The 25,044-nt window shown below is 44.4% G+C and carries 20 protein-coding genes, 6 tRNA genes and 1 pseudogene; 18 read left to right on the forward strand and 9 right to left on the reverse strand.

Going from position 1 to position 25,044, the window contains the following annotated elements:
* The first annotated feature begins 156 nt into the window (after positions 1-156).
* Positions 157-2,817 (forward strand): TonB-dependent receptor, encoded by a 2,661-nt coding sequence (locus tag L5M11_RS05355; protein WP_263191575.1) that lies wholly within the window; start codon positions 157-159, stop codon positions 2,815-2,817.
* Between the two features lie 89 nt (positions 2,818-2,906).
* Here L5M11_RS05355 and L5M11_RS05360 read toward each other — a convergent pair whose 3' ends face one another.
* A complete protein-coding gene (locus L5M11_RS05360) occupies positions 2,907-3,266 on the reverse strand; it encodes a TraR/DksA C4-type zinc finger protein (protein WP_105252207.1) in 360 nt (119 codons plus the stop codon).
* A gap of 187 nt (positions 3,267-3,453) precedes the next feature.
* Positions 3,454-4,404, reverse strand: a complete 951-nt coding sequence (locus tag L5M11_RS05365; protein WP_219251650.1) for a tRNA-dihydrouridine synthase — start codon at positions 4,402-4,404, stop codon at positions 3,454-3,456.
* A gap of 267 nt (positions 4,405-4,671) precedes the next feature.
* Between L5M11_RS05365 and L5M11_RS05370 the strand changes: the two genes are divergently transcribed.
* The 11 genes and pseudogenes from L5M11_RS05370 (at position 4,672) to L5M11_RS05420 (ending at position 14,359) form a co-directional block, all read left to right on the forward strand.
* On the forward strand, positions 4,672-5,037 hold the full coding sequence (locus tag L5M11_RS05370; RefSeq protein ID WP_263185777.1) for a hypothetical protein: 366 nt from the start codon (positions 4,672-4,674) through the stop codon (positions 5,035-5,037).
* Positions 5,038-5,153: 116 nt separating this feature from the next.
* Positions 5,154-6,023: a DUF692 domain-containing protein gene (locus L5M11_RS05375; protein WP_131525004.1), complete on the forward strand. Its 870-nt coding sequence runs from the start codon at positions 5,154-5,156 to the stop codon at positions 6,021-6,023.
* Entirely contained in the window at positions 6,023-6,769 is a 747-nt protein-coding gene (locus tag L5M11_RS05380; protein WP_263191576.1) for a DUF2063 domain-containing protein, read from the forward strand. Before L5M11_RS05375 ends, L5M11_RS05380 begins: the two co-directional genes overlap by 1 nt.
* A gap of 150 nt (positions 6,770-6,919) precedes the next feature.
* Complete coding sequence (locus tag L5M11_RS05385) at positions 6,920-7,042, forward strand: hypothetical protein (RefSeq protein ID WP_006082086.1); 123 nt, start codon at positions 6,920-6,922, stop codon at positions 7,040-7,042.
* A gap of 81 nt (positions 7,043-7,123) precedes the next feature.
* Positions 7,124-7,492, forward strand: coding sequence for a YbaN family protein (locus tag L5M11_RS05390; RefSeq protein ID WP_131525002.1), 369 nt, complete (start codon positions 7,124-7,126; stop codon positions 7,490-7,492).
* Positions 7,493-7,760: 268 nt separating this feature from the next.
* The gene (gene apt / locus L5M11_RS05395) at positions 7,761-8,312 is read left to right on the forward strand and encodes an adenine phosphoribosyltransferase (protein ID WP_105252212.1); all 552 of its coding nucleotides are present in this window, start codon (positions 7,761-7,763) and stop codon (positions 8,310-8,312) included.
* Positions 8,313-8,349: 37 nt separating this feature from the next.
* Positions 8,350-11,643 carry a DNA polymerase III subunit gamma/tau gene (gene dnaX / locus L5M11_RS05400; RefSeq protein WP_219251648.1) on the forward strand — a complete coding sequence of 1,098 codons (3,294 nt, stop codon included), beginning with the start codon at positions 8,350-8,352 and terminating at the stop codon, positions 11,641-11,643.
* A gap of 223 nt (positions 11,644-11,866) precedes the next feature.
* On the forward strand, positions 11,867-12,196 hold the full coding sequence (locus L5M11_RS05405; RefSeq protein WP_028759630.1) for a YbaB/EbfC family nucleoid-associated protein: 330 nt from the start codon (positions 11,867-11,869) through the stop codon (positions 12,194-12,196).
* Positions 12,197-12,208: 12 nt separating this feature from the next.
* Entirely contained in the window at positions 12,209-12,808 is a 600-nt protein-coding gene (recR, locus tag L5M11_RS05410; RefSeq protein WP_131525000.1) for a recombination mediator RecR, read from the forward strand.
* A gap of 439 nt (positions 12,809-13,247) precedes the next feature.
* Positions 13,248-13,673: pseudogene (locus tag L5M11_RS05415) on the forward strand (GNAT family N-acetyltransferase); the annotation flags it as partial.
* Positions 13,674-13,945: 272 nt separating this feature from the next.
* Positions 13,946-14,359, forward strand: a complete 414-nt coding sequence (locus L5M11_RS05420; protein ID WP_131523277.1) for a hypothetical protein — start codon at positions 13,946-13,948, stop codon at positions 14,357-14,359.
* A gap of 203 nt (positions 14,360-14,562) precedes the next feature.
* Here L5M11_RS05420 and L5M11_RS05425 read toward each other — a convergent pair.
* The 5 genes from L5M11_RS05425 to L5M11_RS05445 all read right to left on the reverse strand — a co-directional run bounded on the left by L5M11_RS05425 (position 14,563) and on the right by L5M11_RS05445 (position 15,423).
* Positions 14,563-14,639, reverse strand: a tRNA-Met gene (locus tag L5M11_RS05425).
* A gap of 145 nt (positions 14,640-14,784) precedes the next feature.
* Positions 14,785-14,861 (reverse strand) — tRNA-Met (locus tag L5M11_RS05430).
* Positions 14,862-15,006: 145 nt separating this feature from the next.
* A tRNA-Met gene (locus tag L5M11_RS05435) sits at positions 15,007-15,083 on the reverse strand.
* Between the two features lie 145 nt (positions 15,084-15,228).
* Positions 15,229-15,305 (reverse strand) — tRNA-Met (locus L5M11_RS05440).
* Between the two features lie 41 nt (positions 15,306-15,346).
* A tRNA-Met gene (locus L5M11_RS05445) sits at positions 15,347-15,423 on the reverse strand.
* 257 nt (positions 15,424-15,680) lie between these two features.
* Here L5M11_RS05445 and rlmKL point away from each other — a divergent pair.
* The 5 genes from rlmKL to rmf all read left to right on the forward strand — a co-directional run bounded on the left by rlmKL (position 15,681) and on the right by rmf (position 22,209).
* Positions 15,681-17,810 carry a bifunctional 23S rRNA (guanine(2069)-N(7))-methyltransferase RlmK/23S rRNA (guanine(2445)-N(2))-methyltransferase RlmL gene (rlmKL, locus tag L5M11_RS05450; RefSeq protein WP_168827462.1) on the forward strand — a complete coding sequence of 710 codons (2,130 nt, stop codon included), beginning with the start codon at positions 15,681-15,683 and terminating at the stop codon, positions 17,808-17,810.
* Entirely contained in the window at positions 17,803-18,057 is a 255-nt protein-coding gene (locus tag L5M11_RS05455) for a glutaredoxin family protein (RefSeq protein ID WP_113940891.1), read from the forward strand. The genes rlmKL and L5M11_RS05455 overlap by 8 nt, the downstream gene beginning before the upstream one ends.
* A 1-nt stretch (position 18,058) precedes the next feature.
* On the forward strand, positions 18,059-19,984 hold the full coding sequence (locus L5M11_RS05460) for an ABC transporter ATP-binding protein (protein ID WP_173497384.1): 1,926 nt from the start codon (positions 18,059-18,061) through the stop codon (positions 19,982-19,984).
* A 28-nt stretch (positions 19,985-20,012) separates the two neighbouring features.
* The gene (locus L5M11_RS05465) at positions 20,013-21,845 is read left to right on the forward strand and encodes a DUF3466 family protein (RefSeq protein WP_263191579.1); all 1,833 of its coding nucleotides are present in this window, start codon (positions 20,013-20,015) and stop codon (positions 21,843-21,845) included.
* Positions 21,846-22,032: 187 nt separating this feature from the next.
* On the forward strand, positions 22,033-22,209 hold the full coding sequence (gene rmf, locus L5M11_RS05470) for a ribosome modulation factor (protein WP_006082074.1): 177 nt from the start codon (positions 22,033-22,035) through the stop codon (positions 22,207-22,209).
* Between the two features lie 122 nt (positions 22,210-22,331).
* Here the strand turns inward: rmf and fabA are convergent, their stop codons facing one another.
* Together fabA and L5M11_RS05480 are read right to left on the reverse strand one after the other, a co-directional pair.
* Positions 22,332-22,847 (reverse strand): bifunctional 3-hydroxydecanoyl-ACP dehydratase/trans-2-decenoyl-ACP isomerase, encoded by a 516-nt coding sequence (gene fabA, locus L5M11_RS05475; protein ID WP_028759638.1) that lies wholly within the window; start codon positions 22,845-22,847, stop codon positions 22,332-22,334.
* Between the two features lie 74 nt (positions 22,848-22,921).
* Positions 22,922-24,655: an AAA family ATPase gene (locus L5M11_RS05480; protein ID WP_263185788.1), complete on the reverse strand. Its 1,734-nt coding sequence runs from the start codon at positions 24,653-24,655 to the stop codon at positions 22,922-22,924.
* 221 nt (positions 24,656-24,876) lie between these two features.
* Here L5M11_RS05480 and L5M11_RS05485 point away from each other — a divergent pair.
* A tRNA-Ser gene (locus L5M11_RS05485) sits at positions 24,877-24,967 on the forward strand.
* Positions 24,968-25,044 lie beyond the last annotated feature (77 nt).

The following is a 25,044-nucleotide window of genomic DNA, read 5'->3' on the forward strand; positions in this document are numbered from 1 at the left end:
TTTATTTTGTGTCAATTTGTTTTAATTTGAGATTAATTGTTTTTAATGGTTGACTTAGATGTTGCGCATTAACATTATCCCTACAGCGAAATAGAGTTCGCATGCCAAATATAAAAATAACAAACATAGGGTTTTATTTACCTCAAGGAGAGATTAATGCGCTATTTAAGTTTAACGGCCAAAGCCGTTCGTACTAGTTTAATTACAGTGGCGACAAGCAGTGTGGTTTTTTCTGGAATAGGCTTTTCTGCGGCGGTAAATGCAGCAGAAGAAAATGCGAAAGTTGAACGCATTGAAGTGACGGGTTCTCGTATTAAACAAGTTGATATGGAAACTGTTTCACCCGTGACTGTCATTAATGCTGCGGATATTGCCATGACGGGTGAAAAAACCGTTGCTGACGTATTGAATAACTCCGCGATAAACAGCTTTGGTTCTTGGCGTGGTATTTCTGGCTATGGATCAGGAGCAAGCTCAACCAGTGATGTCAATTTACGCGGTTTAGGATCGTCTGCGACATTAGTGTTATTAGATGGACGCCGTATGCCTGGCACGAGTTCAAGCTCTGGCTCTGTGGCCGATACATCTTCTATCCCTATGGCTATCGTGGAGCGTATTGAAATCCTGCGTGATGGCGCCTCGGCAGTATATGGTTCCGATGCGGTTGCGGGTGTGATAAACATTATCACTAAGAAAGAGTTTGAAGGGTTTCAGCTTGATTACAGTACTGAGCAACCAAGCGTAGAAGGAGGCGATGCCAACCGTTTATCACTTGCAACGGGCTTTAATACTGATAAAGGCAATATCACGCTAACCTATGAATATTATGATACTAAAGCGGTAATGGATCGTGATATTTGGCGAATGGACGATTCAAGTTATAACGCATATAGTGGATATAGCTCAGTACCAAACGGTAAATATGGACCTGGCAACGGTAGCTGGTATAGTAATTCAGATATATGTGAAAAAACGGAAAATACCATAGACTCAGGTGATGGTCGTTGTTTATATAATCATGGTAATGTCACTAAGTTATTTGGCGATCAAACTCGTAATTCGCTGTTATCTAATTTCTCCTATGAGATTTCTGAGAATATAAAATTCCGAGGTCGTGCTTCTGCTTCATTAGCAGAAACTGAAACCCGTTATGCGGGTACGCCAGTATCAACGAATACCCCTGTGATGAGTGCCGATAATAAGTATAATCCAGTTGGCGAAGAATTAGTGATTTCTATGCGAGGCGCGCAACTTGGCGAGCGAGATACATTAACTGAAACCAACAACTTTGATATTCTAGGTGGCTTTGTTGGTACAATAGATTCAGGGAATGGTATCGACTGGGAATTAAATGCCCAGCACGCAACATCGACGACAAATAGTTTTAATTATAATTTACTGAACGACGATATTATTCAGCAAGAAATTGATTCAGAGCAATATGATATTTTCAATACCTCTGGCATGAGTTATGAGCAGTGGGATCAACAGATGACAGATCTGTATCGTAAAGCTGCGCATACTGGGGTTTATCAGGGCAAATTTGAAAGTACTCAATTGGATGGTCTTGCTTCGACCTTACTGCTCGATGACGGTGATCTTTCGGTCGCTATGGTCGGCGGTCTTGAATATGAAATGATCAAGTTTAAGCAAACCAGTGATCCAGAATCGGCCGCGGGTATTATCTCCGGCGGTTCGGGTGGTGATGATGTGGATGCCACGCGTGACCGTAGTGCCGCTTATTTGGAACTCCAAGTTGGCTTACCTGCCAATGTTGAGTTTTCTGCCGCAGTACGTTATGAGCGCTATGAGCAGGAAGGAACTCTCACAGGGCCTCAGGGGGAAGTTGTTAATTCATCGACCTTCGATGCCGTGGTGCCTAAGTTTGGTTTAAGCTGGCGTCCTATAGACACGTTATTACTGCGTGCTAGCTATGGTGACTCATTCCGTGCGCCGAATATGAGCGAAATGTTCTCGTCTCAATCCTTGAGTTTTGAGAAGGGTGTTGATTCTTTATGGTGTAATGAACCTGGTAACGTGGATGCCATATATTGCGCGACTAATAATCAACATAAAACCTGGTATGGAGGGAATCCTGATCTAGAGGCTGAAGAGGGTAACTCGTTAACCTTTGGCGGCGTTTGGAATGTCACTGACGCATGGAACTTGGAGTTATCTTATTACTCAATCACCTATGACAACAAAATTGAGTCAATTGATGTGGATGATATCCTGCGTGATGAAATCAAGAATGGTTCTTCTCCCTATGTGACGCGCGGTCCTGATGGCAAGATTGAATATATTGAAGCCGGAGTTCGTAACTTAGCTACAGTTGAGACCTCAGGTATCGATTTTGTTACGGCTTATAACTTAGAAACAGGCTTTGGGGATTTCAATTTCAAACTGGATTTAACTCATGTGCTTGATTTTAAAAAGCAGGATAACGCTGAAGCAGACATGATCGACTACGCAGGGTCGACTGACTCGCCCGATTGGCGCGGTAACTTTGCGACCAGTTGGAAATACGATGATTTCTCTGCCGCATGGACAGTTGTTTATATTGGTAATCAATCAGCAAGTTATTTCAACGAGTTAGAAGAAACCGACCGTTATGTTGATTACGATAATTACTTTAAACATAACATTCAGTTTGGTTATACCCATGCTTATAACGGCTCTATCACAGTAGGGGTGAATAATGTGTTTGATGCTGAAACACCAAACTATTACACCTATGCCGATTATCGCGATGTGAATGTGGGTTTATATGATGTGTTAGGTAGAACGTATTACCTGAGAATAAACCAGAAGTTTTAGGTTGTCCGCCCTCCCTGGATAACTCAAACCTCCGCTTGCGGAGGTTTTTTTGCTTATAAGGCAGTTTACTGGATGTCGAATGAGCGCTATCAATGCGTGAGGCGCAGTTCGTGGCGGTGTTCATGCTGATAATGCTCGGCGCAGGAGGTGCAGCGTTGTTCGGTGGGATCTTGGCTTAAGCGTTCGGTTTCAATTTCTGCCTCACAATCCGAGCAAAGACCGTAGAGACCTAAGTCGAGCTGGCAAAAGGCGGCATCAAGTTTATTTAATCGGCAAAATAGTGGGTGTTCAGCCAGTGGTGTCTGAGCCAATTTATCAATTAATTCTGCCAGACTCAGGCTAGCGTAATGCTCCCCTATGGCTTCGAGGAACAGAGGGAGCGCGCCTATTTCTTTCCTTAGATTAGCTTCAAGCTCTGACAATTCATGTCTGATATGGGTGGTGCTCACGTAAAATCGCCTATTTCATTTGACTCTAGGCGTCCAGTCTAATAGTTCCACTATCAACGACTATGATAAAGATCAAGTATCTGCCACATTTTCGGTTTTTTAGCCGTTAAAAATCGAAAAAGTACTTCATTCTTATCGCATTATATGTGCTACGGCAAAAGCCCTTTTATCATAAATATCGTCGCGATTATTCGTCGCATAAGTTCCGTTGCGCCGTTTCTAATACGCGGACAATTTCTTCCGTTGTTTTAAAGACTCGCAGTTCCCTAAACAAGGTATCGGCTTCGGGATATTGACGGCTGAGATAGGTGAACCACTGTTTGATCCGGGCTGGATAATAGTCACTCTTACGGCCATTGAGTTCCCTTTGGGTATAACTGAGCATGAGCCCTAAGGTTTGCGCCCAAGTATAAGGAGTAGCTCCTGTCTTGATAGTATCTGCCAAGTTCGGCAATGAAATTGCCCCGCGGCCGATCATGATACTGTCGCAGCCCGTGACCTCGATACAACGCTTAGCATCGTCACTGTTCCAAATTTCACCGTTGGCGATCACTGGGATCGGCAAACGTTTGCGCACTTCGGTGATGTATTCCCAGTAGGCTGGCGGTCTGTAACCGTCGACTTTGCTGCGCGCATGGATGGCAAGTTCAGTTGCACCGGCTTCATACACAGCAATGGCGTTTTCCATAAACAGTGACTTATCTTCATAGCCCAAACGTATTTTGGCCGTTACGGCATGCTCTTTTGGTACTGCTTGACGCATGGCTTTGACAATATCGTGCACACTCTCAGGATATTGCAATAATACGGCGCCACCTTTACTGCGGTTAACAATTTTTGCTGGACAGCCAAAGTTTGCATCAACACCGTGTGAGCCTAGCTCAATGGCACGCAGGGCATTTTCGCCCATACATTGGGGTTCTTGACCAAGCAATTGTACTCGTACTGGCGTACCTGAAGGGGTGTTGCCGTTGTTGAGCAGTTCAGGACACAGTTTGAGAAAGACCTTTTCAGGCAGCAGTTGGTCTACCACTCGCACAAATTCGGTGACGAGCAAATCGTAGGGATTGATGGTCGATAGGATGTCACGCATCAAAGCGTCTACTACACCTTCCATTGGAGCCAAAATCACACGCACTGCAGTAAACCCATATCTGTTGCAAAGGGCGAGCATTCTACCTTATCAGCCCTAAGTTACAAAGTGGCCTAGTGAAGGAGGATGAATAGGTACGCCAATAAATAAAATCCAAGCTAAACTGATTGTCCTAGCAGGATATTTTGACCATTTCTGTGACTTAGTGATATTTTTTGCAATAGAATCGAAATAAGGCAGGTCTTTTGTTATAAGCCAGCTACTTAAACTGTTGTTGGTCATTATTACTCAATAAACAAGAAGGGATTATTTATGAATTCAGTTAAAAAAACAGCAGTTGCAGTAGCGTTAGGTTCAGTTGTGATGAGTTCAGCTTTTGCTGTCAATGCACAAACTAACCCATTTGGTTTTGAAGCTATGGATGCGGGCTATCAAATTGTCGGTTCAGAAGGCAAATGTGGTGAAGCCAAATGCGGCGCAGACATGAAGAAAGCCGCCGCTGAAAAAGCCAAAGAAGGCAAGTGTGGTGAGGCTAAATGCGGTGCTGAGATGAAAAAAGCGGCTGCAGATAAAGCTCATGAGGGGAAATGTGGCGAAGCGAAATGCGGTGCTGACATGAAGAAAACCGCCGAAAAAGTGGATGCTAAAGTCGAAGCCGTTAAAAAAGAAGTGAAGTAAAGTGGGTTAGTTTTATCCCTGCAGTTATTGGGATAATTGAGCCTAAAGAGGCCAGCCAGCGCTGGTCTCTTGTGTTTTATTCTTAAGCGATTACAGGTTAGCGTTCGTGAGGTTCTATGAATGATCAAAAAAATACGGCACAGGTAGGGCTGGGATTAAGACGAGAAATGCTCAGTGAATTTTGTTTACAGGTGCCTGATGCTATTAATTTTTTTGAAGTGGCGCCTGAGAATTGGATGACCTTAGGTGGTAAATTTGGCCGCCAATTTCGTGAGTTGACTGAGCAACATACTTTCTACTGCCACGGTTTGAGTTTATCTATTGGTAGCCCTGAACCTTTAGATCTCGCGTTTGTAAAAAATATCAAAACCTTTATGGATTTACATCAAATCCAAGTCTATTCCGAACATTTAAGTTATTGCTCAGGGCAAGGTCACTTATATGATTTAATGCCTATCCCTTTTACCTACGCTGCGGTGAAGCATGTGGCGGCGCGGGTCAAGCAAGTAGAAGATATTCTAGAGCGGCCGCTTATTTTAGAAAATGTGTCTTTTTATGCCGCTCCAGGTGCGCAAATGACAGAACTTGAATTCGTTAATGCCGTGCTGCAAGAAGCCGATTGTAAACTGCTACTGGATGTGAACAACATCTATGTGAACTCGATAAACCATCAATACGATGCCGATGCCTTTTTACATGCCATGCCGACGCAGCGCATCGCTTATCTGCATATTGCTGGGCACTACAAACAAGCTGAAGATCTGCTCATTGATACCCATGGCGCAGCCATTAACGATCCCGTCTGGACATTATTGCAGCGCTGTTATGCCTTGCATGGGGTAAAGCCGACTTTGCTGGAGCGTGACTTTAATGTGCCGACAACTGCTGAATTGTTGCTCGAGCTAAATCAAATCCACGCTTATCAAGCGGCGGCGCCCAGCTCTCACATCCAAAATAGCGCTCATGCCGTAAAGAGGAGCGCCTAATGGATTTTAAGCAAGTGCAGCAATCCTTTATCGATTATATCCGCGATCCCTCTTCGCCATTGCCCGTGGATACTGATTTCCGGCGTATGCAGGTTTACCGCGAGTTATTTTTTAATAATGTGCTGGGATTTGTGTCGAACGGCTTCCCCGTGCTGAAAAGTTTGTATTCTGAGGAGGATTGGCTGACTTTGGTGCAGCGTTTTTTCAGTCAACATGATTGTCAATCGCCCATCTTTATCGATATCGCGGGTGAGTTTTTAGATTTTTTACAGCAGGAATATCAGCCCACGGCAAATGATCCTGTTTTTATGCTCGAATTAGCGCACTATGAATGGCTAGAGTTGGCCGTTGCGGTCGCACAGGCGAGTGAGGATGAATCTCAACTTAGCCCAGCGCAAATGTCGACGCAGGCTTTATGTTTGTCGCAGACGGCGAGGGTAGCGCAGTATCACTTTGAAGTGCAGCACATTCGTCAGGATTATCGTCCGCAGCAACGACTCGATACGCCAGTGTTTTTTTGTCTCTATCAAGATGCCGATTGTGAAGTGTGCTTCTTACAGTTAAATCCCTTAAGCGCACAGGTGCTGGCATTTCTTCAAGCCCAAGGCCAAGCGGGTTTTAAAGAGATAGTTGATTGGTTAACAATTACATATCCTCAAATGGCGCCAGAGATTATTGAGCAAGGTTGTATGCAGTTACTCGAGCAATTAGCGGCCAAAGGGATAGTGCGCGGACGTCAGTCTTAAGGTTGGGATTATTGCCGAAATAAATGCAATAACCCTACATTTAGAGGGTTTTTATTAATTTGACAAACCGCTACAATGTCGGCCGTTTTGTGATCTCAATCACTGTACGATTCCTGCGCACTTATACTTGCACATACTAGAGGAGCTGTAATGAGTAGTCAGCCGTTCAAAGACCCATTTAATTTTTTGTATTTTATTGGTTTTATTTTAGTTTTACTGTTGCCGACTCTGCCAGCAAGTCTGTCTTGGTTAAAGCATTTAGGTTTAATTTAAGCGAGCGTTAATCTCTAGCGCGTAGCCTATTGGCCACTCTTCGAGTGGCTTTTGTTTTTCCGATAAAGGGCATTTAAACCTATGGTATTAAAGCGCGGATTATTTTTACTGTTAGGCTTAACCGCTTTAGTCTTAGGTTTAGTCGGTATCGTGCTACCGATATTGCCGACCGTGCCTTTTATCTTGCTTGCTGCCTTCTGCTTTGCCCGCTCGAGTGAACGTTTACACCATTGGTTGATGACACATCCCTGGTTTGCCGACGCCTTAACCCAGTGGCAAGAGCAGCGAGCAATGCGTAAGGGATTGAAACGCAAAGCCATGATAGTTAGCGCACTCAGTTTTAGTGTCAGCATTATTGTGGTCCCTATCCTTTGGGTAAAAGGTCTGCTGTTTGTCATGGCGTTGGTCTTACTTGGGTATCTTAAAGGTATACCTGAAATAGAGGGATGATTGAGTGATTGAATGGGCTCAGGCGCTGTGACTGAAAGTTTAGTCGTGTTCTTGTTGAGGATATTTAACACAGTGCCGACAGGGTTTGATCTAAGGCACAAATTGATAACCTTTCCATCACTTGTGCATTGTGATTGTTGCAACTAAAACTAAAGCGGCATAAGCTTTGTTCGACTTTCGACAATGCGTCCACCCAGTGTGGACGTTTTGTTTTATACCGCCACCGCTAGGTTGGTGAATTGATTAAGTAACTTATTAAGCAAATATGATGGCTATGAATACAGAAACCTTATCCTTGATAAAGCAAAGCATTAAAACGATTCCTAATTATCCTAAGGAAGGGATTTTATTTCGAGATGTCACCAGTTTGCTTGAGAATGCAGCAGCCTATAAAGCGACCATCGACTTGTTAGTTGAACATTATCGTGGTCAAGGCTTTACCAAAATTGTGGGTACTGAAGCCCGTGGTTTCTTATTTGGTGCACCGTTGGCTTTAGAATTGGGTATCGGTTTTGTACCTGTGCGTAAACCCGGCAAATTGCCGCGTGCAACCATCAGCCAAAGCTATGAACTGGAATACGGTCACGATAGCCTAGAAATTCATACTGATGCGATTAGCGCAAATGACAAAGTGCTCGTTGTTGACGATTTACTCGCCACTGGCGGTACTATCGAAGCAACCGTTAAACTCATTCGCCAACTCGGCGGTGAAGTTAAACATGCGGCCTTTGTGATCTCATTACCTGATTTAGGCGGTGAAGCCCGTTTAACCGCATTAGGGCTTGAGTTGGTTAAACTTTGTGAGTTTGAAGGCGAATAAATCTGCAGCTAAAGGCGCCTTGGGATAGTTTGATGGCATGTCAAATCATGGCATGTTATCTTTCAAAGTTCTCGGGGCGCATGCTCCCGCTTTTGTATCACATACTCTGGGGAGTTCCATGTCATATCAGGTGTTAGCCAGAAAATGGCGCCCTGCCACATTTGATCAAATGGTTGGCCAAAGCCATGTTTTGCATGCCTTGACCAATGCGTTAAGCCAGCAGCGCTTACACCATGCTTACCTGTTTACGGGAACGCGCGGTGTCGGTAAAACCAGCTTGGCGCGACTCTTTGCCAAAGGCTTAAATTGCGAACAAGGCGTGACAGCCACTCCCTGTGGTGTTTGCGGCAGTTGTGTGGAAATCGCCCAAGGCCGTTTTGTCGATTTGATTGAAGTCGATGCCGCATCTCGCACTAAGGTCGATGATACCCGTGAGCTGTTAGACAATGTGCAGTATCGTCCAACCCGTGGCCGCTTTAAGGTTTATCTCATCGACGAAGTGCATATGCTGTCGCGCAGCAGTTTTAACGCACTGCTAAAAACCTTAGAAGAACCCCCCGAGCACGTTAAATTTCTTCTGGCGACCACCGATCCGCAGAAACTGCCAGTGACTGTGTTATCTCGTTGTTTGCAGTTCAATTTAAAAAGCCTGACCCAAGCTGAAATTGGCACTCAGCTCAATCATATCTTGACCCAAGAGCAGTTTCCCTTTGATGTAGAAGCCCTAAAATTGCTGGCTAAAGCTGCCAATGGCAGTATGCGTGATGCCTTGAGTTTGACAGATCAAGCCATCGCCTTTGGTGGCGGTAATGTGATGCTTGGCCAAGTGCAAACCATGCTTGGCAGTATTGATGAGCAGCATGTAGTTGCCTTGCTTAATGCCTTAACCGATGCCGATATTGGTGTGTTAATGCATACCTGTGCCCAAGTGCTTGCGTACGGCGCAGATGCCCAAGAAGTGCTACGCAGTTTACTTGAGTTGTTACATCAAATTACCTTGACCCAATTTGCCCCCGCGTGCGCGCAGCAATCCTTGTATAGCGCACAGATTCGCGCCTTTGCCGAACAGCTTAAGCCGGAACAGGTGCAGCTTTATTATCAGATTTTATTAACAGGCCGCAAAGACTTACCCCATGCACCGGATCCTAAATCGGGTCTTGAGATGGCGCTATTACGCGCTGTGGCGTTTGTGCCGGAAAAGCCAGTAAAGCGCTGGCAGCCTGATGCGGTCGCTGAGATCAGTTTATCCGAAGGGCAAACGCCAGTTGCGACAGCGCAAGCTCATGATGTAAAAGAACAACAGTTTGCTGAGCCACATACTGCGGAACAACTGCCTGCTGAAAAAAAAACAGCATTAATTGAGCCTGCCGATACCGCAGAGCAGGCACTTGATGCTGAGCTCCAAGCGGATGCGGCATTAATTGCCGAACAGGCGGTGATTCTAAGTCAGGCGCAGAGTCAGGGATTTAACGCTGGCAGCTTAAACGTTGAGATAGTGAATGCTGAGGTCGAGCCACAAACTCAAACAGTATCAACCGTTCAAGCGTCTCTTATACACACTTCAGAATCCGTTACTGGTATCGAGGCATCGGTTGTTAGTATTGATACTCATAATATTCAAGGAATTGAATTAGTCACAACAGCTTCCGAGCTGAGTCTAGTGAATACGGCAGAGCCTGAAACTGCTGTCAATTCAACAGCTGTTGAGTGTGGTGACAGTGTAGATAAAGCTCTTTCTGATAAAGACCCTGCTGCAGAGAACATCTTCGATAACAACACTTTTGAGCTAGGGCATGATGCCAATAGTCTTGATGGAAATGAAGCTGAGCATTCATATCCAGCGATAGGGGATTATGCCCTAGAGTCAGCTCCGCTTGATTCCTATCAAGACGTTTATGCTGATTTCTCCTCTGGCGCTTATAATGATGATAACTTTAACCATGGCTTTGATTCGCAAGAGGCTATAAATTCTGTTGATGTTCAAAGTTCTGTAGGTGTTTCAAACGCTGCAGGCATGCAAGCTTCTGCTGATCGTCAGTTAGCACCTGTGGCTCAAGTCTTCACTCAATCACAGACCTCAGTATCAGATTCAATACAAGAGCAAGCGCTACAACAAGCCGCTTCTGTATCCTTAGCCGATGATGATATTCTCTCGGCGGTGTTGGCGGCTCGGGATTCACTGCTATCGGATCTTGACGCCTTAAGTGCTAAGGACGGTGATGAAAAAAAGTCGTCATTGGACTCAAAACTTAAGACGCCAAACACTAAATCACATGGTGTAACCTTACCTAAATCGGTTACTAAAATTGAAGCGAGTCAGCCAAGTGTGGCATTTTCTGTTGATCCAGCATCTGATTTAGACCCTGATTTAGCGATAGATTTTGATGATGACTTCGACTTAGATCTTGAGCCTATCGATCTGCACCAAGCAGTATCTTCAGTCGTCATTTCAACTGGAATTGTCTCTGAGAAGCCTGTCAAACCGTCAACTGCAGATGATCGTCCGCCTTGGGAGGCAGCGCCTGAAGCTGAATCTATCGAAGTGACGCAAGTCGATAGCAATAAGACTGACAGTGTTCAGCCTGTGAGCGCGCAAGCTACTGATATAAATAATGTTCAAACCAGTCATGCTCAAGAGCTTTTAGGCGAGAGTTACACACCTAATCATGCACAAGATGACACTCTATCCCTGAGTGACGGGCAGGTCGCAGCATCAAGTTTGAAGTCGGAAATACTTCAAAATCAGGCTGTACGTCAAGAAGAAATACCCGCCTCAGAGTTTGCTTTGGCTAGCACAACAGCACTGACAAATGCGTCAAATACAGTGGAACACACGCAGGAGACACAAGTCGCGCTCAGTTCGACTCAACCTATTAGCGGTCATCCATTAGATTTACATTGGTACAAGTTGATGGCGAGCTTAGAGATCGGCGGGCGAGTGCGGCAACTGGCGGTTAATTCTGTCTGCCAAACCTTGAGCGATCCTTTGCCGTTGCTGCTTAAACCAAACCAGAAGCATTTAGCGGCCGATGTTGCCATAGTGCAGCTTGAGCAAGCCTTAACTACCGCGCTCGGGAACCCAAGACGGGTACAAGTGGTCATAGGAATCGATGAACAGCGGGAAACGCCCTTAGAGTTACGTAAGCGTTTCCACCAAGAGTTGCTGCAACAAGCGCATCAATCATTGATTCATGATGACAATGTGCAATGGTTGATCCAACGTATGGGCGCCGAACTCGATGCCGATAGTCTAGTATATCCGCCAGAGTTGTTGAATTTACGCAGTCAGCAAATACAAGCGTTACCTGAGTTAACTGAGGCTGCGAGTTAGCCATTATTGGCGAGTCTTTGGGTAAAATTTTCATCGTTAATTTGTAACGCTGTGGTTTAAATTTAGGCTTCGAGTGCATATCTATAGTGATGCTGCTGAGAAACTCTGCATCGAGATCATAAGTTTATTAACAAGATAACGGCATTGATTGCCAATCCCATTTATTTAAGTAAGATTAGCCGCGTTAATGCTTGCGACTAACCCTAATAGAAGAGAAATGACTATGTTTGGAAAAGGCGGTATGGGCAATTTGATGAAACAGGCCCAGATGATGCAAGAAAAAATGGCCAAAATGCAGGAAGAAATCGCCCGTATGGAAATGGTGGGGGAATCTGGTGCAGGTTTGGTGAAAGTCACCATGACTGGCGCGCACACAGTGCGTAAAGTCGAAATCGACCCAAGCCTGATGGAAGACGACAAAGAAATGCTGGAAGATTTGATTGCTGCGGCTTGTAATGACGCAGCCCGTCGAATCGAAGAAAACCAAAAAACTAAAATGGCTGAAGTTACTGGTGGCATGCAATTACCACCAGGCATGAAAATGCCATTTTAATTGAGATAGCCGATGAAATTTAGTCCATTGTTAGATGAGTTAATTCAGTCCCTGCGTTGTTTACCTGGGGTTGGGCCTAAATCGGCGCAACGTATGGCGTTTCAGTTACTTGAACGCGACCGAAAAGCAGGGCTTAAGTTAGCCAGTGCGCTGTCCAGTGCGATGAGTGACGTCGGTCATTGTCAGTCTTGCCGAACCTACACTGAAGAAACCCTCTGTCCGATCTGTGCTAGCCATAAACGCGGAACCTCCTCCACCATTTGTGTGGTGGAAACGCCGGCTGATGTGTTAGCCATTGAAGCGGGTGGACATTTCACTGGCCGTTACTTTGTACTTTTAGGCCATTTATCGCCCCTCGATGGTGTGGGGCCAGAAGAGTTAGGCTTAGCGTTACTCGAGCGCCATTTGGCATCGGGTGATGTCAACGAACTGATTTTAGCGACAAATCCAACAGTAGAAGGTGAGGCTACAGCACATTTTATTGCCGATATGGCCAGACGTCACAAAGTGATGATAAGTCGCATTGCCCATGGCGTACCCGTAGGTGGCGAGTTGGAATACGTGGATAGCACTACGTTAGCGCTGTCCTTTAATGGTCGTTTACCACTTTAATTAAACAGTTTCTATTGGTCCATGCTATTGATTGTATTGGATTAATTTAAGATTGAAGTATTCAACTCAATTATCACTTTAGTGCCTGAATCTTATAAACCCGCCAAGATCCTATCTTGAGCGGGTTTTTATTTACCCAGAGTTTCAACCTAGGTGTTGAGGCTGGGTTATGGAGACAGGGCGGTGGTTGATTCAATTCCTATATTGATTGATATCTATCTATATAAAATCCATGTTTATCAATAGTTTTTTAAATTTCATACTTGTCTTATGCGAGCTTCATCCGTAAAGTAGGTTTGATAATAATCGGGTTGAGTTGCTTAATCACAGTGATCCACAGTATGTCTAGTCAATTCGTTGGGCTTAGATCTGTGTGCTTAGTTCTGTGTACGTTGAATTGGCCACGTCTTTTTTATTTGAAAACTAGGGAGGGGACTCATTGGGAAATATTACGATTAGGCATGCAGAGAAGTGTGACGCTGCAGCCATTCAAGCAGTATATGCCTGCCCAAATGCCTATGCCGGTACCTTGCAATTACCTTTGCCATCGACCGATAAATGGGAGGCGCGTCTTGCTGCAACATCGAATCATGTTCATCGTTATGTTGCAGAGATTGAAGGTGAAATTGTCGGTGAGTTGGGTTTTGAAGTGTATGAGCAACCTCGCCGTAGGCATGTTGCCTCCTTTGGTATGGGTGTAAAAGACAGTTGGCAAGGCCGCGGTATAGGCTGTGCCTTGATTAACGCGATGCTTGAGCTTACCGATAAATGGATGAATATAAAACGAATTGAATTAACGGTTTATACCGATAATTATGCCGCCATTGGTCTATATAAAAAGTTTGGCTTTGTAATGGAAGGTGAGTAGAAGGATTTTGCTTTTAGAAATGGTGAGTTTGTTAGTGTGTATCATATGGCGCGGTTAAATTAATGTGCTGATATCTATGCTATTTTAGCTGTTACTTAAGGCTCTCACTCTAAGCACTAACTTTAAGAATTTGCTCTAAGCGCTCAATTTAAGAACTTACATCAAGAGGTCACTTTACGAACCGAGGTATTGGAATAGCATTAAGCGCTCATTTTCAGAGCTCGCTTTAGGTGCTAAGTGTATGTCTATCCTAACTTTTAAGGATAAAAATGGGACTCATTTTATTGCCGCTGCTGATACTTTGGTTGGGTGTTGGTATTTATGCCATACGTATCGGCTATCAAGTATTGGCTGGGGCTTCTCAATTAAGCTATGCACTCAATGTTTGCACTCTCGCCTTAGTGGCATTACTGCTTTATCTCTATTTCGGTTTCGCTCAATTTAAGGAAAATAAAGAGTTGTGGGCATTCGAAATATCGATGTTTTTTGCTGCGAATAAGTTTGCTTTTGGCATCATGATGCTTGGTCTAATACTGCACTGGTTCGGTCAAGGTGTTCTCATTTCTGCTTATTTGAAACCTCTACCTTTCATAATGATTTTCACCGTTTCCTTTGGTGCTATGGCAGGAGTCATATTGTCCGACACTTTTATGGCGAAATTTGACATCCAAAAAATGCATTGATGTCAGCTGATCAGTTTAAATCTTATTTTGGACGCTGTTGTTGAAGATGATTTGAATTGATGGCTTTCATCGGTTGTTTATAGGTCGTTGAATCCGATGAGCTACCATGGTGATCTGGTTAGGATTTTACAGAGAGTTATTACGAATTTTAGATACAAAAAACCAGCTTGTGCTGGTTGTTTTTCTCTTTTATTAAAGAGAATTGGTTGCGGGAGCCGGATTTGAACCGACGACCTTCGGGTTATGAGCCCGACGAGCTACCATGCTGCTCCATCCCGCGTCCGATTGTTGCTGTTAATAACTGTTTTAATTCTGTCATCTAAGAATTGGTTGCGTGAGCCGGATTTGAACTGACTACCTTCGCCTGTTGTTTATAAGGAGTTGAGCCCGATAAGCTGTTTCTCATTATAAACACATATAGAAATTGGTTGCGGGAGCCGGATTTGAACCGACGACCTTCGGGTTATGAGCCCGACGAGCTACCATGCTGCTCCATCCCGCGTCCGATTATTGCTGTTAATAACTGTTTTAATTCTGTCATCTAAGAATTGGTTGCAGTAGCCTGATTTGAACTGGCTACCTTCGCCTGTTGTTTATAAGGAGTTGAGCCCGATAAGCTGTTTCTCGTTATAAGCACATATATAAAGTGGTTGCGGGAGCCGGATTTGAACCGACGACCTTCGGGTTATGAGCCCGACGAGCTACCATGCTGCTCCATCCCGCGTCCGATTGTTGCTGTTAATAACTATTTTAATTCTGTCATCTAAGAATTGGTTGCTGGAGTCGTATTTTAACTGACTACCTTCGCCTGTTGTTTATAAGGAGTTGAGCCCGATAAGCTGTTTCTCGTTATAAACACATATAGAAAGTGGTTGCGGGAGCCGGATTTGAACCGACGACCTTCGGGTTATGAGCCCGACGAGCTACCATGCTGCTCCATCCCGCGTCCGATATCTATCTGTATTACTTTACTATTTTGCTTTTAAATGGTTGCGGGAGCAGGATTTGAACCTACGACCTTCGGGTTATGAGCCCGACGAGCTACCATGCTGCTCCATCCCGCGTCCGTCTTCAAAGCGGGGCAGACTATAACGGCAGCGCCTTGGCATTGCAAGGACGAAGATCGAAAAAGGTGGTGAACGCTTAAATATAAAGCGGAGTGGGGGGCTTTCATACAATTTAAACATAAGTTAGGGATTTTTCGTTGATTATCTTAGGTCGAGGATGAGACTAAATGAGGTTTCGGCTAATAACTGTTTATCTTTTATGTATTCGAGCAGGTATAATGTCGCTTTGATTTTGACTGCGTACTGATTATCCCATGCTTAATTTTTTTGCCGCCGCCCCTAAGGGCTTTGAATATAGCTTAGCCCAAGAGCTGACAGAATTTGGTGCGACTGAAGTAAAAGAGAGTGTTGCTGGTGTGTATTTCACTGCCCCCTTAGCTTTAGCGTATCGGATTACTTTATGGACACGTTTAGCCAGCCGTATCGTGTTGGTTATCTATAAAGGCAGCTGCGAGTCGGCAGAGCAACTTTATAATGCCGCCTATTGCGTCGATTGGCCGGCGCATTTTTCCAATAAAAGCACTTTTAGTATCGATTTTCATGGTACGGGTGGTTTTATTAATAACACACAGTTCGGCGCACTCAAGATTAAAGACGCGGTTGTGGATAGATTTCGGGACGATGACGTTGAGCGCCCAAATGTGTCACGCGTCGATGCTGACTTTAAAGTTGATGCCCATTTTCGTAATGGCGTAATCACGATTGCGATGAACTTCTCTGGTCCATCATTGCATCAACGTGGCTATCGTTCTACTACTGGTGAAGCGCCTCTGAAGGAAAACTTAGCCGCCAACATGTTAGTACGCAGTGGCTGGCAAGCAGCGCCTTCGACCTTGCTCGATCCTTTCTGTGGTAGTGGAACTGTGCTGATTGAAGCGGCTTTAATGGCGGCCGATATTGCACCAGGCTTACAGCGTAGCCGTTTTGGGTTTGAACATTGGCGTCGTCATGATAAAGCTGTGTGGCAAGAAATTGTTGAAGAAGCAAAAGCGCGTGCCTCACTAGGCGTGAAACGTTGTGAGATTAAATTTTACGGCTCAGATATCGATTCGCGCTTAGTCGCGTTAGCCAAACGTAACGCCGAAAATGCCGGTGTACTCGAGTTAATCGAGTTTCAAGTTGCAGATGCGTTGACGATAACGCCGCCTGCAGAAAGTGGATATTTGATCACTAACCCACCTTATGGTGAACGTTTAGGCAATGTGTCTGAGTTATTGCAGCTTTACTATCAGCTAGGTGACAAGTTTAAGAAAGAGTTTGGCGGCTGGAAAGTGGCCATGCTGTGTAGTGATATCGAGCTTGTATCATCACTTAAGCTTAAAGCCGACAAACAGATGAAGATGTTCAACGGTGCCCTAGAATGTGCCTTTAACATTTATACCTTGCATGCGACCAGTACGCGTCGTGATACACCAGTGCTGCCAGACGGCGTCGACATTGCCGATATCGCCCCTGCATTTGCTAACCGCATTAAGAAAAATGCCAAGTTATTAGAGAAATGGGCGAAGAAAGAAGGCATCGACAGCTATCGTATTTATGATGCCGACATTCCTGAATATAACGTCGCAGTAGATAAATACTTAGATTACGTGATTATTCAAGAATATATGGCGCCAGCAACTATACCTGAAGCCGTAACCAAGCGTCGTTTAAGCGATGTTTTGTTAGCACTGCCGTCGGCCATTGGTATCAATCCGAACAAGATGATCATGAAGACCCGTGAGCGTCAAAAGGGCACGAGTCAGTATCAAAAGCTGGATGAGCGTAAGTTAGAGCTTATCACTACCGAATATGGCGCTAAGTTCAAACTGAACTTAACCGGTTATTTGGATACAGGTTTATTCCTCGATCACAGATTGACACGCCGTTTAGTCGGTCAAAAATCTAAGGGACGCCGTGTACTTAACCTGTTCTCTTACACAGGTTCTGCTTCTGTGCATGCGGCGCTTGGTGGGGCTAAATCGGTGACGACGGTGGATATGTCAAATACCTATATTGCTTGGGCGAAGGACAACTTTGCACTCAATGGACTGCAAGGTAAGCAGTATGAGTTTGTTCAATCTGACTGCATGCAGTGGATCCGGGATTGCCGTGAACAGTACGATCTGATTTTTATCGATCCGCCGACCTTCTCAAATTCTAAGCGTATGGAAGATTCATTCGATGTGCAGAGAGACCATGTGAACTTACTGGCATCCTTAGTGAAACTGCTCAGCCCAACAGGCGAGCTAGTGTTCTCTAACAATAAACGTAAGTTTAAGATGGACATAGAGGCACTGACAAAGATGAACATTAATGTGAAGAACATTGATGACGTGACTTTGCCTATGGACTACAAACGTAATCCACATATTCATAATACTTGGCTTATCACCCATGCCTGAGTTGACTCAAGCAGAATTAGATAACAGGCATTATCTGCTATATCACACCGAGGGATGTCATCTGTGTGAACTGGCCGCAGCCTTATTGGCTGCGGCCGACATTGGCTATCGGGCCATAGATATTTGTGACGATGAATACCTCGCGCAGCGTTATGGCGTATCGATCCCTGTGCTTAAAGCTTGGGATGGTAGAGAATTACATTGGCCATTTAACGCAACGCAATTACAAGAGTTTACAGGAGCTTAGTTTGAGTCTGGTTCGTATCAATAGTGGCTCTTTAGCCTATGGTTACACTCCGTTGTTACAAAAAGCGGATTTTACTATTCAACGCGGCGAGCGCGTGTGTATTGTTGGCCGTAATGGTGCTGGCAAGTCGAGTTTATTAAAAGTGTTATCTGGTGATGTACTGCTGGATGAAGGCGAATTCAACATCGCTGGTAATGTGACCGTTAGCCGTCTACAACAAGATCCGCCAAAGGCTGAGCAAGGCACGGTATACGCTTATATTGCTGCGGGATTAAAGGAAGTGGGCGAGGCGCTTGAGCGTTATCATCAATTGTCCCACGATGTGGCCCATGCCGATCCCGAGCAAATGGATCGTATGCTGAATGAAATGCAAGGTCTGCAAGAAACCTTAGACCACTATAATGGATGGCAGCTAGATTCTCGTATCCAACAAAACTGCGAATTATTAGGACTCGATCCTGACAAATCCTTGAGCGAGTTATCGGGTGGTTGGCAGCGTAAAGTGGCGTTAGCCAGAGCACTGGTGAGCGAGCCAGATCTGTTGTTACTTGATGAACCGACCAACCACTTAGACATAGACACTATCGAGTGGCTTGAAAAGTTTTTACTCGATTATCAAGGCGCTATCGTCTTTATCAGCCACGATAGGGGCTTTATTGCCCGTATGGCGACGCGGATTGTCGATTTAGACCGTGGTGTGGTGACCTCATGGCCGGGCAACTATCAAATGTATCTTGATGGTAAGCAAGAATGGCTGCGCGTCGAAGCCGAGAAAAATGCCTTGTTTGACAAGCGTCTCGCCGATGAAGAAGTGTGGATCCGTCAAGGCGTGAAAGCCAGACGTACCCGTAACGAAGGTCGAGTTCGCGCACTTAAGGCGTTACGTGAAGAGCGAAGTGAACGTCTGAATCGTCAAGGCAATGCTAAAATGGCAGTATCGGATACTGAACGTTCTGGTAAGTTAGTCTTTGATGTGACCGATCTTAACTTCAATCTGCCCGATAAAAATCTGGTTAAAAACTTTAATACGACGGTTATCCGCGGTGACCGTATTGCGCTGATTGGGCCAAACGGTTGTGGTAAATCAACCTTGATCAAGCTGTTAATCGAGAAGCTGCAACCGCAATCGGGCGAAATTAAAGTCGGTACTAAGTTAGAAATCGCTTATTTCGACCAATATCGTGAAGCGTTAGATCCTGAGCAAACCGTTGAAGATAACGTTGGTGAAGGTAAAAAGACCATCACGATCAATGGTCAAGACCGCCACATTTTAAGTTATTTGCAGGACTTCTTGTTCTCGCCTATGCGTGCCAGAACGCCAGTGAAAGCGCTGTCGGGTGGTGAGAAGAACCGTTTGTTATTGGCTAAGTTATTAATTCGCCCTGCAAACTTAATCATTCTCGATGAGCCAACTAACGATCTTGATATTGAGACCTTAGAATTGCTAGAGTCGTTGCTCACTGAATACCAAGGTACGTTGTTGCTAGTGAGCCATGATAGGGCATTTATCGACAATACTGTGACCAGTAGCTGGTGGTATGCGGGTAATGGCCATTGGAGCGAGTATGTAGGTGGTTATCAAGATGCCGTGAACCAAGGGGCAAAGTTTTATTCTGAGGAACCTAGTTCACAAAAGGCGGTCGAAGCTCCTGCGGTTGAAACTAAACCCGTTGAAGTTAAAACTGCAGAACCTGTGAAAGCGGTAAAAAAACTGTCGTATAAGCTACAGCGTGAGTTAGAGTCGCTACCTAATGTGATGGAGCAATTGGAGGCAGAAATTCTCGCATTGCAGACCACTATTGGACATTCAGACTTTTATAGTCAGGCGCAGGATAAAGTCAATCAGGTATTGAGTCAGTTGGCTGATAAAGAAAAGCAATTGGAAGTTTGCTTCGAGCGTTGGGAAGAGCTTGAGTCACTGAAGTAAACCAATAATAAAAATGGGAATAGAATTAATGAAGTCAAAGTTGGATAAAGCCCTTTCCTTGGTTGCCTTAGGTGTCCTTGGTGTATTAAACAGTGCCCATGCTGCACCTGTCTATGAAATCGTTAATATCGATAATTATGACCTGCAGGGCACGCTTGAAGGCACTCGTAACGGTTATGCTTTAGGTGTAAATGCTAGTGGTGAATTAGTCGGTATTTCAAAGGGTAAGAAAAAACTCAGCAGTTCAGATGTCGAAGGCGGTGTGATTGATGTTGCCGACGGTATCGCACCAGAAGAAACCATTACTTATTCTATTACCGCTGCTATTGTTGCAAATAACTTTGCTTTTATTGCTGCAGAAAATGGTGCAGCTGGGGCTTGGTTACCGACATTCGACAGCATTAATGGTACTACACCGCCAAATGATACTGCTGTGATTAACTCTGTTGATACCTTTTATTACGGTATTAATGATGCCGGTATTAAAGTGGGCAGCATGACTGCGCCTGAAAAGAAAACACAGAACACTGCCACTACTGATGTTACCGATGATTATTGGTATTACCGCGACTATGAGTTCCGCGGTGTTGTAAAAGTGGGTAGCACTGAAATTCCATTAGTTCCTCCTTACACGCAATTTGTTAATGCTGATAAGACTAAAACCGCAGAGTTAGGTGGATGGTCTGCTGCTACAGCTATTAATAATAATAACTTAGTGGCTGGTTATGCCAGTACTGCTATCAGTAAATATGGTAGTGATCGTGTTAATTATTGTTTAGGCTCGGATAATACTTTGCCGTTGGATATTTGTGTACAACGTGAGCAATATCCGAATACAACGGGTACGCGTAACATTCAGTACCAGACCCGTGCCTATGTATGGCAAATCGACAATAATATCGCTACGGGAATTGAGTTGCCTTTAGGGTTAACGCCTAAAGCTGATAACACTTTAACCTTTACTGCTCAGGCGCTCGGCGTGAATGATAACGGCGTGGTTGTTGGTCGTTCGCACGTTTATCGTAATAACAATACAGATAAGTTGCACCAAGATGCGGCTTATTGGGCTAAGGATGCCGAAGGTAATTATAAATACCACTGGATCCCAATGGGCGAATCGATTTCAAGTTCCATTGCCTATGACATCAATGATAGTGGTATTCTTGTTGGTAGTTATCGTAGCTATATTCAAGGTTATTTGCGCGACAAGTTTTTCTATTTTGATACTAATACACCCGATGTTGGCTATGTAACCCCTAATGATTTTGCCTCAACGGCAACGGATCTTTCGAGTAAACCCAAGGATATTAATAATAAAGGTCAAGTAGTTGGTTACGTTGAAACGACTTACGATAAAGAGAAGCCACGCCCCAAAGCGGGTTTCCTGTATGAGAAGTCGACGGGTGAGTTTAGCAATATCAATAAATTGCTGACCTGCGAGTCTAAGGGTTATGAAAAATCAAACGACGGTAGCTGGGCACGTCATCAGGTCGAAGTTCAAGATGGCTCGGGTAAAATTCTTCAATATAACGCTGATATTTTAGTGGTTGAAGGTACGAGTATCAACGAAGATGGCACTATCGTAGGTACGGCTTTTATTCGTAAACCTTCTTATCAATTTGATAAAGATGGCAACATAGTTATTGGTGAAAATGGCTTACCGCTATTTGAGCTGAGTGGTAGTGGCGAGCCTGTAACGGCTTATGTTCCACGTATGGTTGTACTTAAACCGGCTACCAGTGGTGAAGCTTGTACTGTTGAAGATAGCACCGATACCGGTAATTTTGAGCGTTCTGGTGCGGCAACGTTAGCTTGGTTATTTGCCTTGCCATTGGTGTGGTTCCGTCGTCGAATTCGTTAAGTTTTAAGCTTCAATTCAGACTAGAAAAATTGAGGCGAAATGCCTCGATTTTTTTTAGCTAAGATCTCAATAGTTTAATAAATAGTCAGTATAATAGCCGATTTTTTGATTGATCTTGGCGTCAAAAAGCACTATTTCTATGGGTGAAGCTTTTGCTTCTATTTTATGTAGAACAGAGGACGCTTGCATGAAAAGACAAAAACGAGATCGTTTAGACAGAGCTTTTTCAAAAGGATTCCAAGCTGGGGTTGGTGGACGCTCTAAGGAGCTCTGTCCATATGCAAATCTTGATTCGCGATCGCAGTGGTTAGGCGGTTGGCGTGAAGGTGTGGATGGCCGAGTTAATGGGTTATTTAATAAATAATTGAGTTTTACTCATTAATTAAATAGCCCAGAACAAGCAAAGTAATGCAGCATATTGCCCTCAGATGAGGGCATTTTTATATCTGCAGTACTGATATCTTCAGTGTATTGGAGTAAGACTGATCAGAATGTAGACGTATCGCTAAAGACACCGACTTTAAGATCGGTTGCACTGTAGATTTGACGGCCATCAACTTCAAGGATTGCATCGGCAATACCCATCACCAGTTTACGGTGAATAGTACGCTTGATATTGAGTTTATAAGTGACTTTCTTAGCGCCTGGTAATACTTGACCAGTAAACTTTACTTCACCTACACCCAGAGCACGTCCTTTGCCTTCTGCGCCTTCCCAGCCTAAATAGAAGCCAACGAGTTGCCACATGGCATCAAGCCCTAAACAGCCAGGCATTACCGGGTCGGTAATAAAGTGGCAGTCAAAAAACCATAAGTCTGGATTAATATCGAGTTCAGCGACAATTTCACCTTTGCCAAACTCACCGCCATTATCATTGATAGTAACGATTCTATCTATCATCAGCATGTTATCGACAGGCAGACGAGGTGAGTTTGGACCAAATAATTTCCCATGGCCACAGGCGATGAGTTCTTCTTTATTGAAACTGTTTGCTTTGTTCATTGTTTTACTACTCCAGCAATAAGAGTCGCCAAGATTAGCGAACACGTGTAAGCTAAACAACTCCGATCAGCTAATTAGCGGCGAAAAAATCCCAATTTTGCGAGTAATCTCGTGATTATGCCGATTTCCTCCTCGCCATTTCCTGCGAGCTTGTCTAATCGTTCCTGCACAAGGCCGTATAATGAATCATGTGGAAAATCATTATCTTCATCGGCTACACCCGCAGGCATTTGCATTAATAGCTCAACAGCTTGGTCCATATGCTCGATTGCATAGAGGTGAAATAAGCCTTTGCCTACAGCTGTAATCACTTTGGGATTGAGGTTAAGCTGTAACACGTTCGATTTGGGCATGATGACGCCTTGTTCTCCCGTGAGACCACGACGTTCACACAGATTAAAAAAGCCTTCAATTTTCTCGTTGATGCCACCAATCGCTTGCACATTACCAAATTGATCCAATGCACCAGTTATTGCCAGTGACTGAATAATGGGTTGTTCGGCAATCGCTGACATCAAACAGCAGTATTCGGCGAGTGATGCGCTATCACCATCAATTTCTTGATAGGATTGCTCGAAAACGATATTGGCATTTAGGTGTAATGGTGCATCTCGCCCAAAGATACGGTACAAGCAGGCAGAAAGGATCATCATTCCTTTGGCATGTATATTGCCACCAAGTTCAGATTTTCTTTCGATATCGGCGACTTCACCATCACCATAGTGAACAGATGCCGTGATCCGCGCAGGCTCACCATAACTGTAATCGATGGCATCAATGACAGTTAAGCCATTGATCTGACCTACCATAGCACCCGAAGTTGGCAGATTTATGAAGTTGTCATCGAAGCTTTGACCTGAATACTCTTCCGAGCTGTTATGACGATAGTTGGCTTGGGCTAACGCGAGCTCAATACTGCTCGCATTGATACTCGGTTTACCACAATAGGCTTTAGCTTGTACCATCAGTTGGGCAAACTCGAGCATAGACAAACTGAGGCGGCGCTGATGTTCGGTTAACCGTGCACTATAACGAAAAAGTGGCGCTAGGCTTGATTGTTCTAGAGTGACCTCGACACTTTGTGCAACCGCTTGCAACCATGCGACGTATTGTGACTCTGTATAGCGGACCAAGTCGATTTCGCTAGCGAGTTCTGCTAGTAGGGTAAAGTGACGTTGAAATTGCCAATCCTCAGTTCTGACTTGGCTATAAATCATTCCTGCACCGATAAGGACAATTTTACAATTGAGCGGGATAGGACTTAAGTTATTGCTAATCTGATACGCTTTATGGGTTAGGATTTGCATCACTAATTCCCATAAACCTTCACGTTTCCAAAGTGACTCGGCGCAAATAAATACATAATGACATTCGGCCAGAGCACCAGCTTGATACTGGCTTGTTGTTCCTGTTTGTGCCATACGGCCAATGAGGTCTACACGGCGAATATTACCACTGAGGTAGCGATAGCGAGTCGTTTTTTCGGCAATACTGACCTGATTTTCTAGTGGTTTCTCTGATTGCCACTGAAATGTTACCGCTTTATCAGTCGGGCGTGTTGCCACTAAATAAGCTGGAGATAACGGCGCTAGGCTATCAATACAGGCTTGGATCATTAATTGGCGGTCAATGCTCGGGAAATCAGCTAGATACAAGTGCTGATCGACAATAGCTTGGTGGAGTTTAAACGCATCCACAGCACGCTCTTGTCCTAAGAGTAATGCGCTTAGATTGTCAGCCGTTTCGGGAAGGGTTGGCAGGCTAAATTCAGGTGCGAGTGAAGACGTGGGTATCAAGAGTGAATTCATATAAGCATTTACCGTGAAAAGTTGCAGTGATTTTACCATACCAAGACGACAAGTCTCTCACTGTATAGGTGTTTTTACGTCTGTTTACTCGATTATTCGTTGAAACTGGTCATGTATTTGTTGTAAAAAACATCGGGGTGAACATAAGTTGAGCATTTGACTCGATATTTAAAAATTGAGGTTTACAAGTTAGCGGTATACTTATACTATTTTCGGCGTTCGGAGGGGTGGCAGAGTGGTTTAATGCACCGGTCTTGAAAACCGGCGTGGGTTTATAGCCCACCCAGGGTTCAAATCCCTGCTCCTCCGCCATATTTAGTCAAAAAGCCGCTAAGCAATTAGCGGCTTTTTGCATTTATACAGTTTGAACCCTTGGGTTCCTGATTTGA

Source organism: Shewanella sp. SM87, from assembly GCF_025653705.1.
Taxonomy (GTDB): Bacteria; Pseudomonadota; Gammaproteobacteria; order Enterobacterales; family Shewanellaceae; genus Shewanella; species Shewanella oncorhynchi.

Excerpts from the sequence above, each read along its gene's own strand:
- L5M11_RS05355 (WP_263191575.1), top strand. The coding sequence starts at position 157 with ATGCGCTATTTAAGTTTAACGGCCAAAGCCGTTCGTACTAGTTTAATT.
- L5M11_RS05370 (WP_263185777.1), top strand. The coding sequence starts at position 4,672 with ATGAATTCAGTTAAAAAAACAGCAGTTGCAGTAGCGTTAGGTTCAGTT.
- L5M11_RS05375 (WP_131525004.1), top strand. The coding sequence starts at position 5,154 with ATGAATGATCAAAAAAATACGGCACAGGTAGGGCTGGGATTAAGACGA.
- L5M11_RS05380 (WP_263191576.1), top strand. The coding sequence starts at position 6,023 with ATGGATTTTAAGCAAGTGCAGCAATCCTTTATCGATTATATCCGCGAT.
- L5M11_RS05385 (WP_006082086.1), top strand. The coding sequence starts at position 6,920 with ATGAGTAGTCAGCCGTTCAAAGACCCATTTAATTTTTTGTATTTTATT.
- L5M11_RS05390 (WP_131525002.1), top strand. The coding sequence starts at position 7,124 with ATGGTATTAAAGCGCGGATTATTTTTACTGTTAGGCTTAACCGCTTTA.
- apt (WP_105252212.1), top strand. The coding sequence starts at position 7,761 with ATGGCTATGAATACAGAAACCTTATCCTTGATAAAGCAAAGCATTAAA.
- dnaX (WP_219251648.1), top strand. The coding sequence starts at position 8,350 with ATGTCAAATCATGGCATGTTATCTTTCAAAGTTCTCGGGGCGCATGCT.
- L5M11_RS05405 (WP_028759630.1), top strand. The coding sequence starts at position 11,867 with ATGTTTGGAAAAGGCGGTATGGGCAATTTGATGAAACAGGCCCAGATG.
- recR (WP_131525000.1), top strand. The coding sequence starts at position 12,209 with ATGAAATTTAGTCCATTGTTAGATGAGTTAATTCAGTCCCTGCGTTGT.
- L5M11_RS05420 (WP_131523277.1), top strand. The coding sequence starts at position 13,946 with ATGGGACTCATTTTATTGCCGCTGCTGATACTTTGGTTGGGTGTTGGT.
- rlmKL (WP_168827462.1), top strand. The coding sequence starts at position 15,681 with ATGCTTAATTTTTTTGCCGCCGCCCCTAAGGGCTTTGAATATAGCTTA.
- L5M11_RS05455 (WP_113940891.1), top strand. The coding sequence starts at position 17,803 with ATGCCTGAGTTGACTCAAGCAGAATTAGATAACAGGCATTATCTGCTA.
- L5M11_RS05465 (WP_263191579.1), top strand. The coding sequence starts at position 20,013 with ATGAAGTCAAAGTTGGATAAAGCCCTTTCCTTGGTTGCCTTAGGTGTC.
- rmf (WP_006082074.1), top strand. The coding sequence starts at position 22,033 with ATGAAAAGACAAAAACGAGATCGTTTAGACAGAGCTTTTTCAAAAGGA.
- fabA (WP_028759638.1), bottom strand. The coding sequence starts at position 22,847 with ATGAACAAAGCAAACAGTTTCAATAAAGAAGAACTCATCGCCTGTGGC.
- L5M11_RS05480 (WP_263185788.1), bottom strand. The coding sequence starts at position 24,655 with ATGAATTCACTCTTGATACCCACGTCTTCACTCGCACCTGAATTTAGC.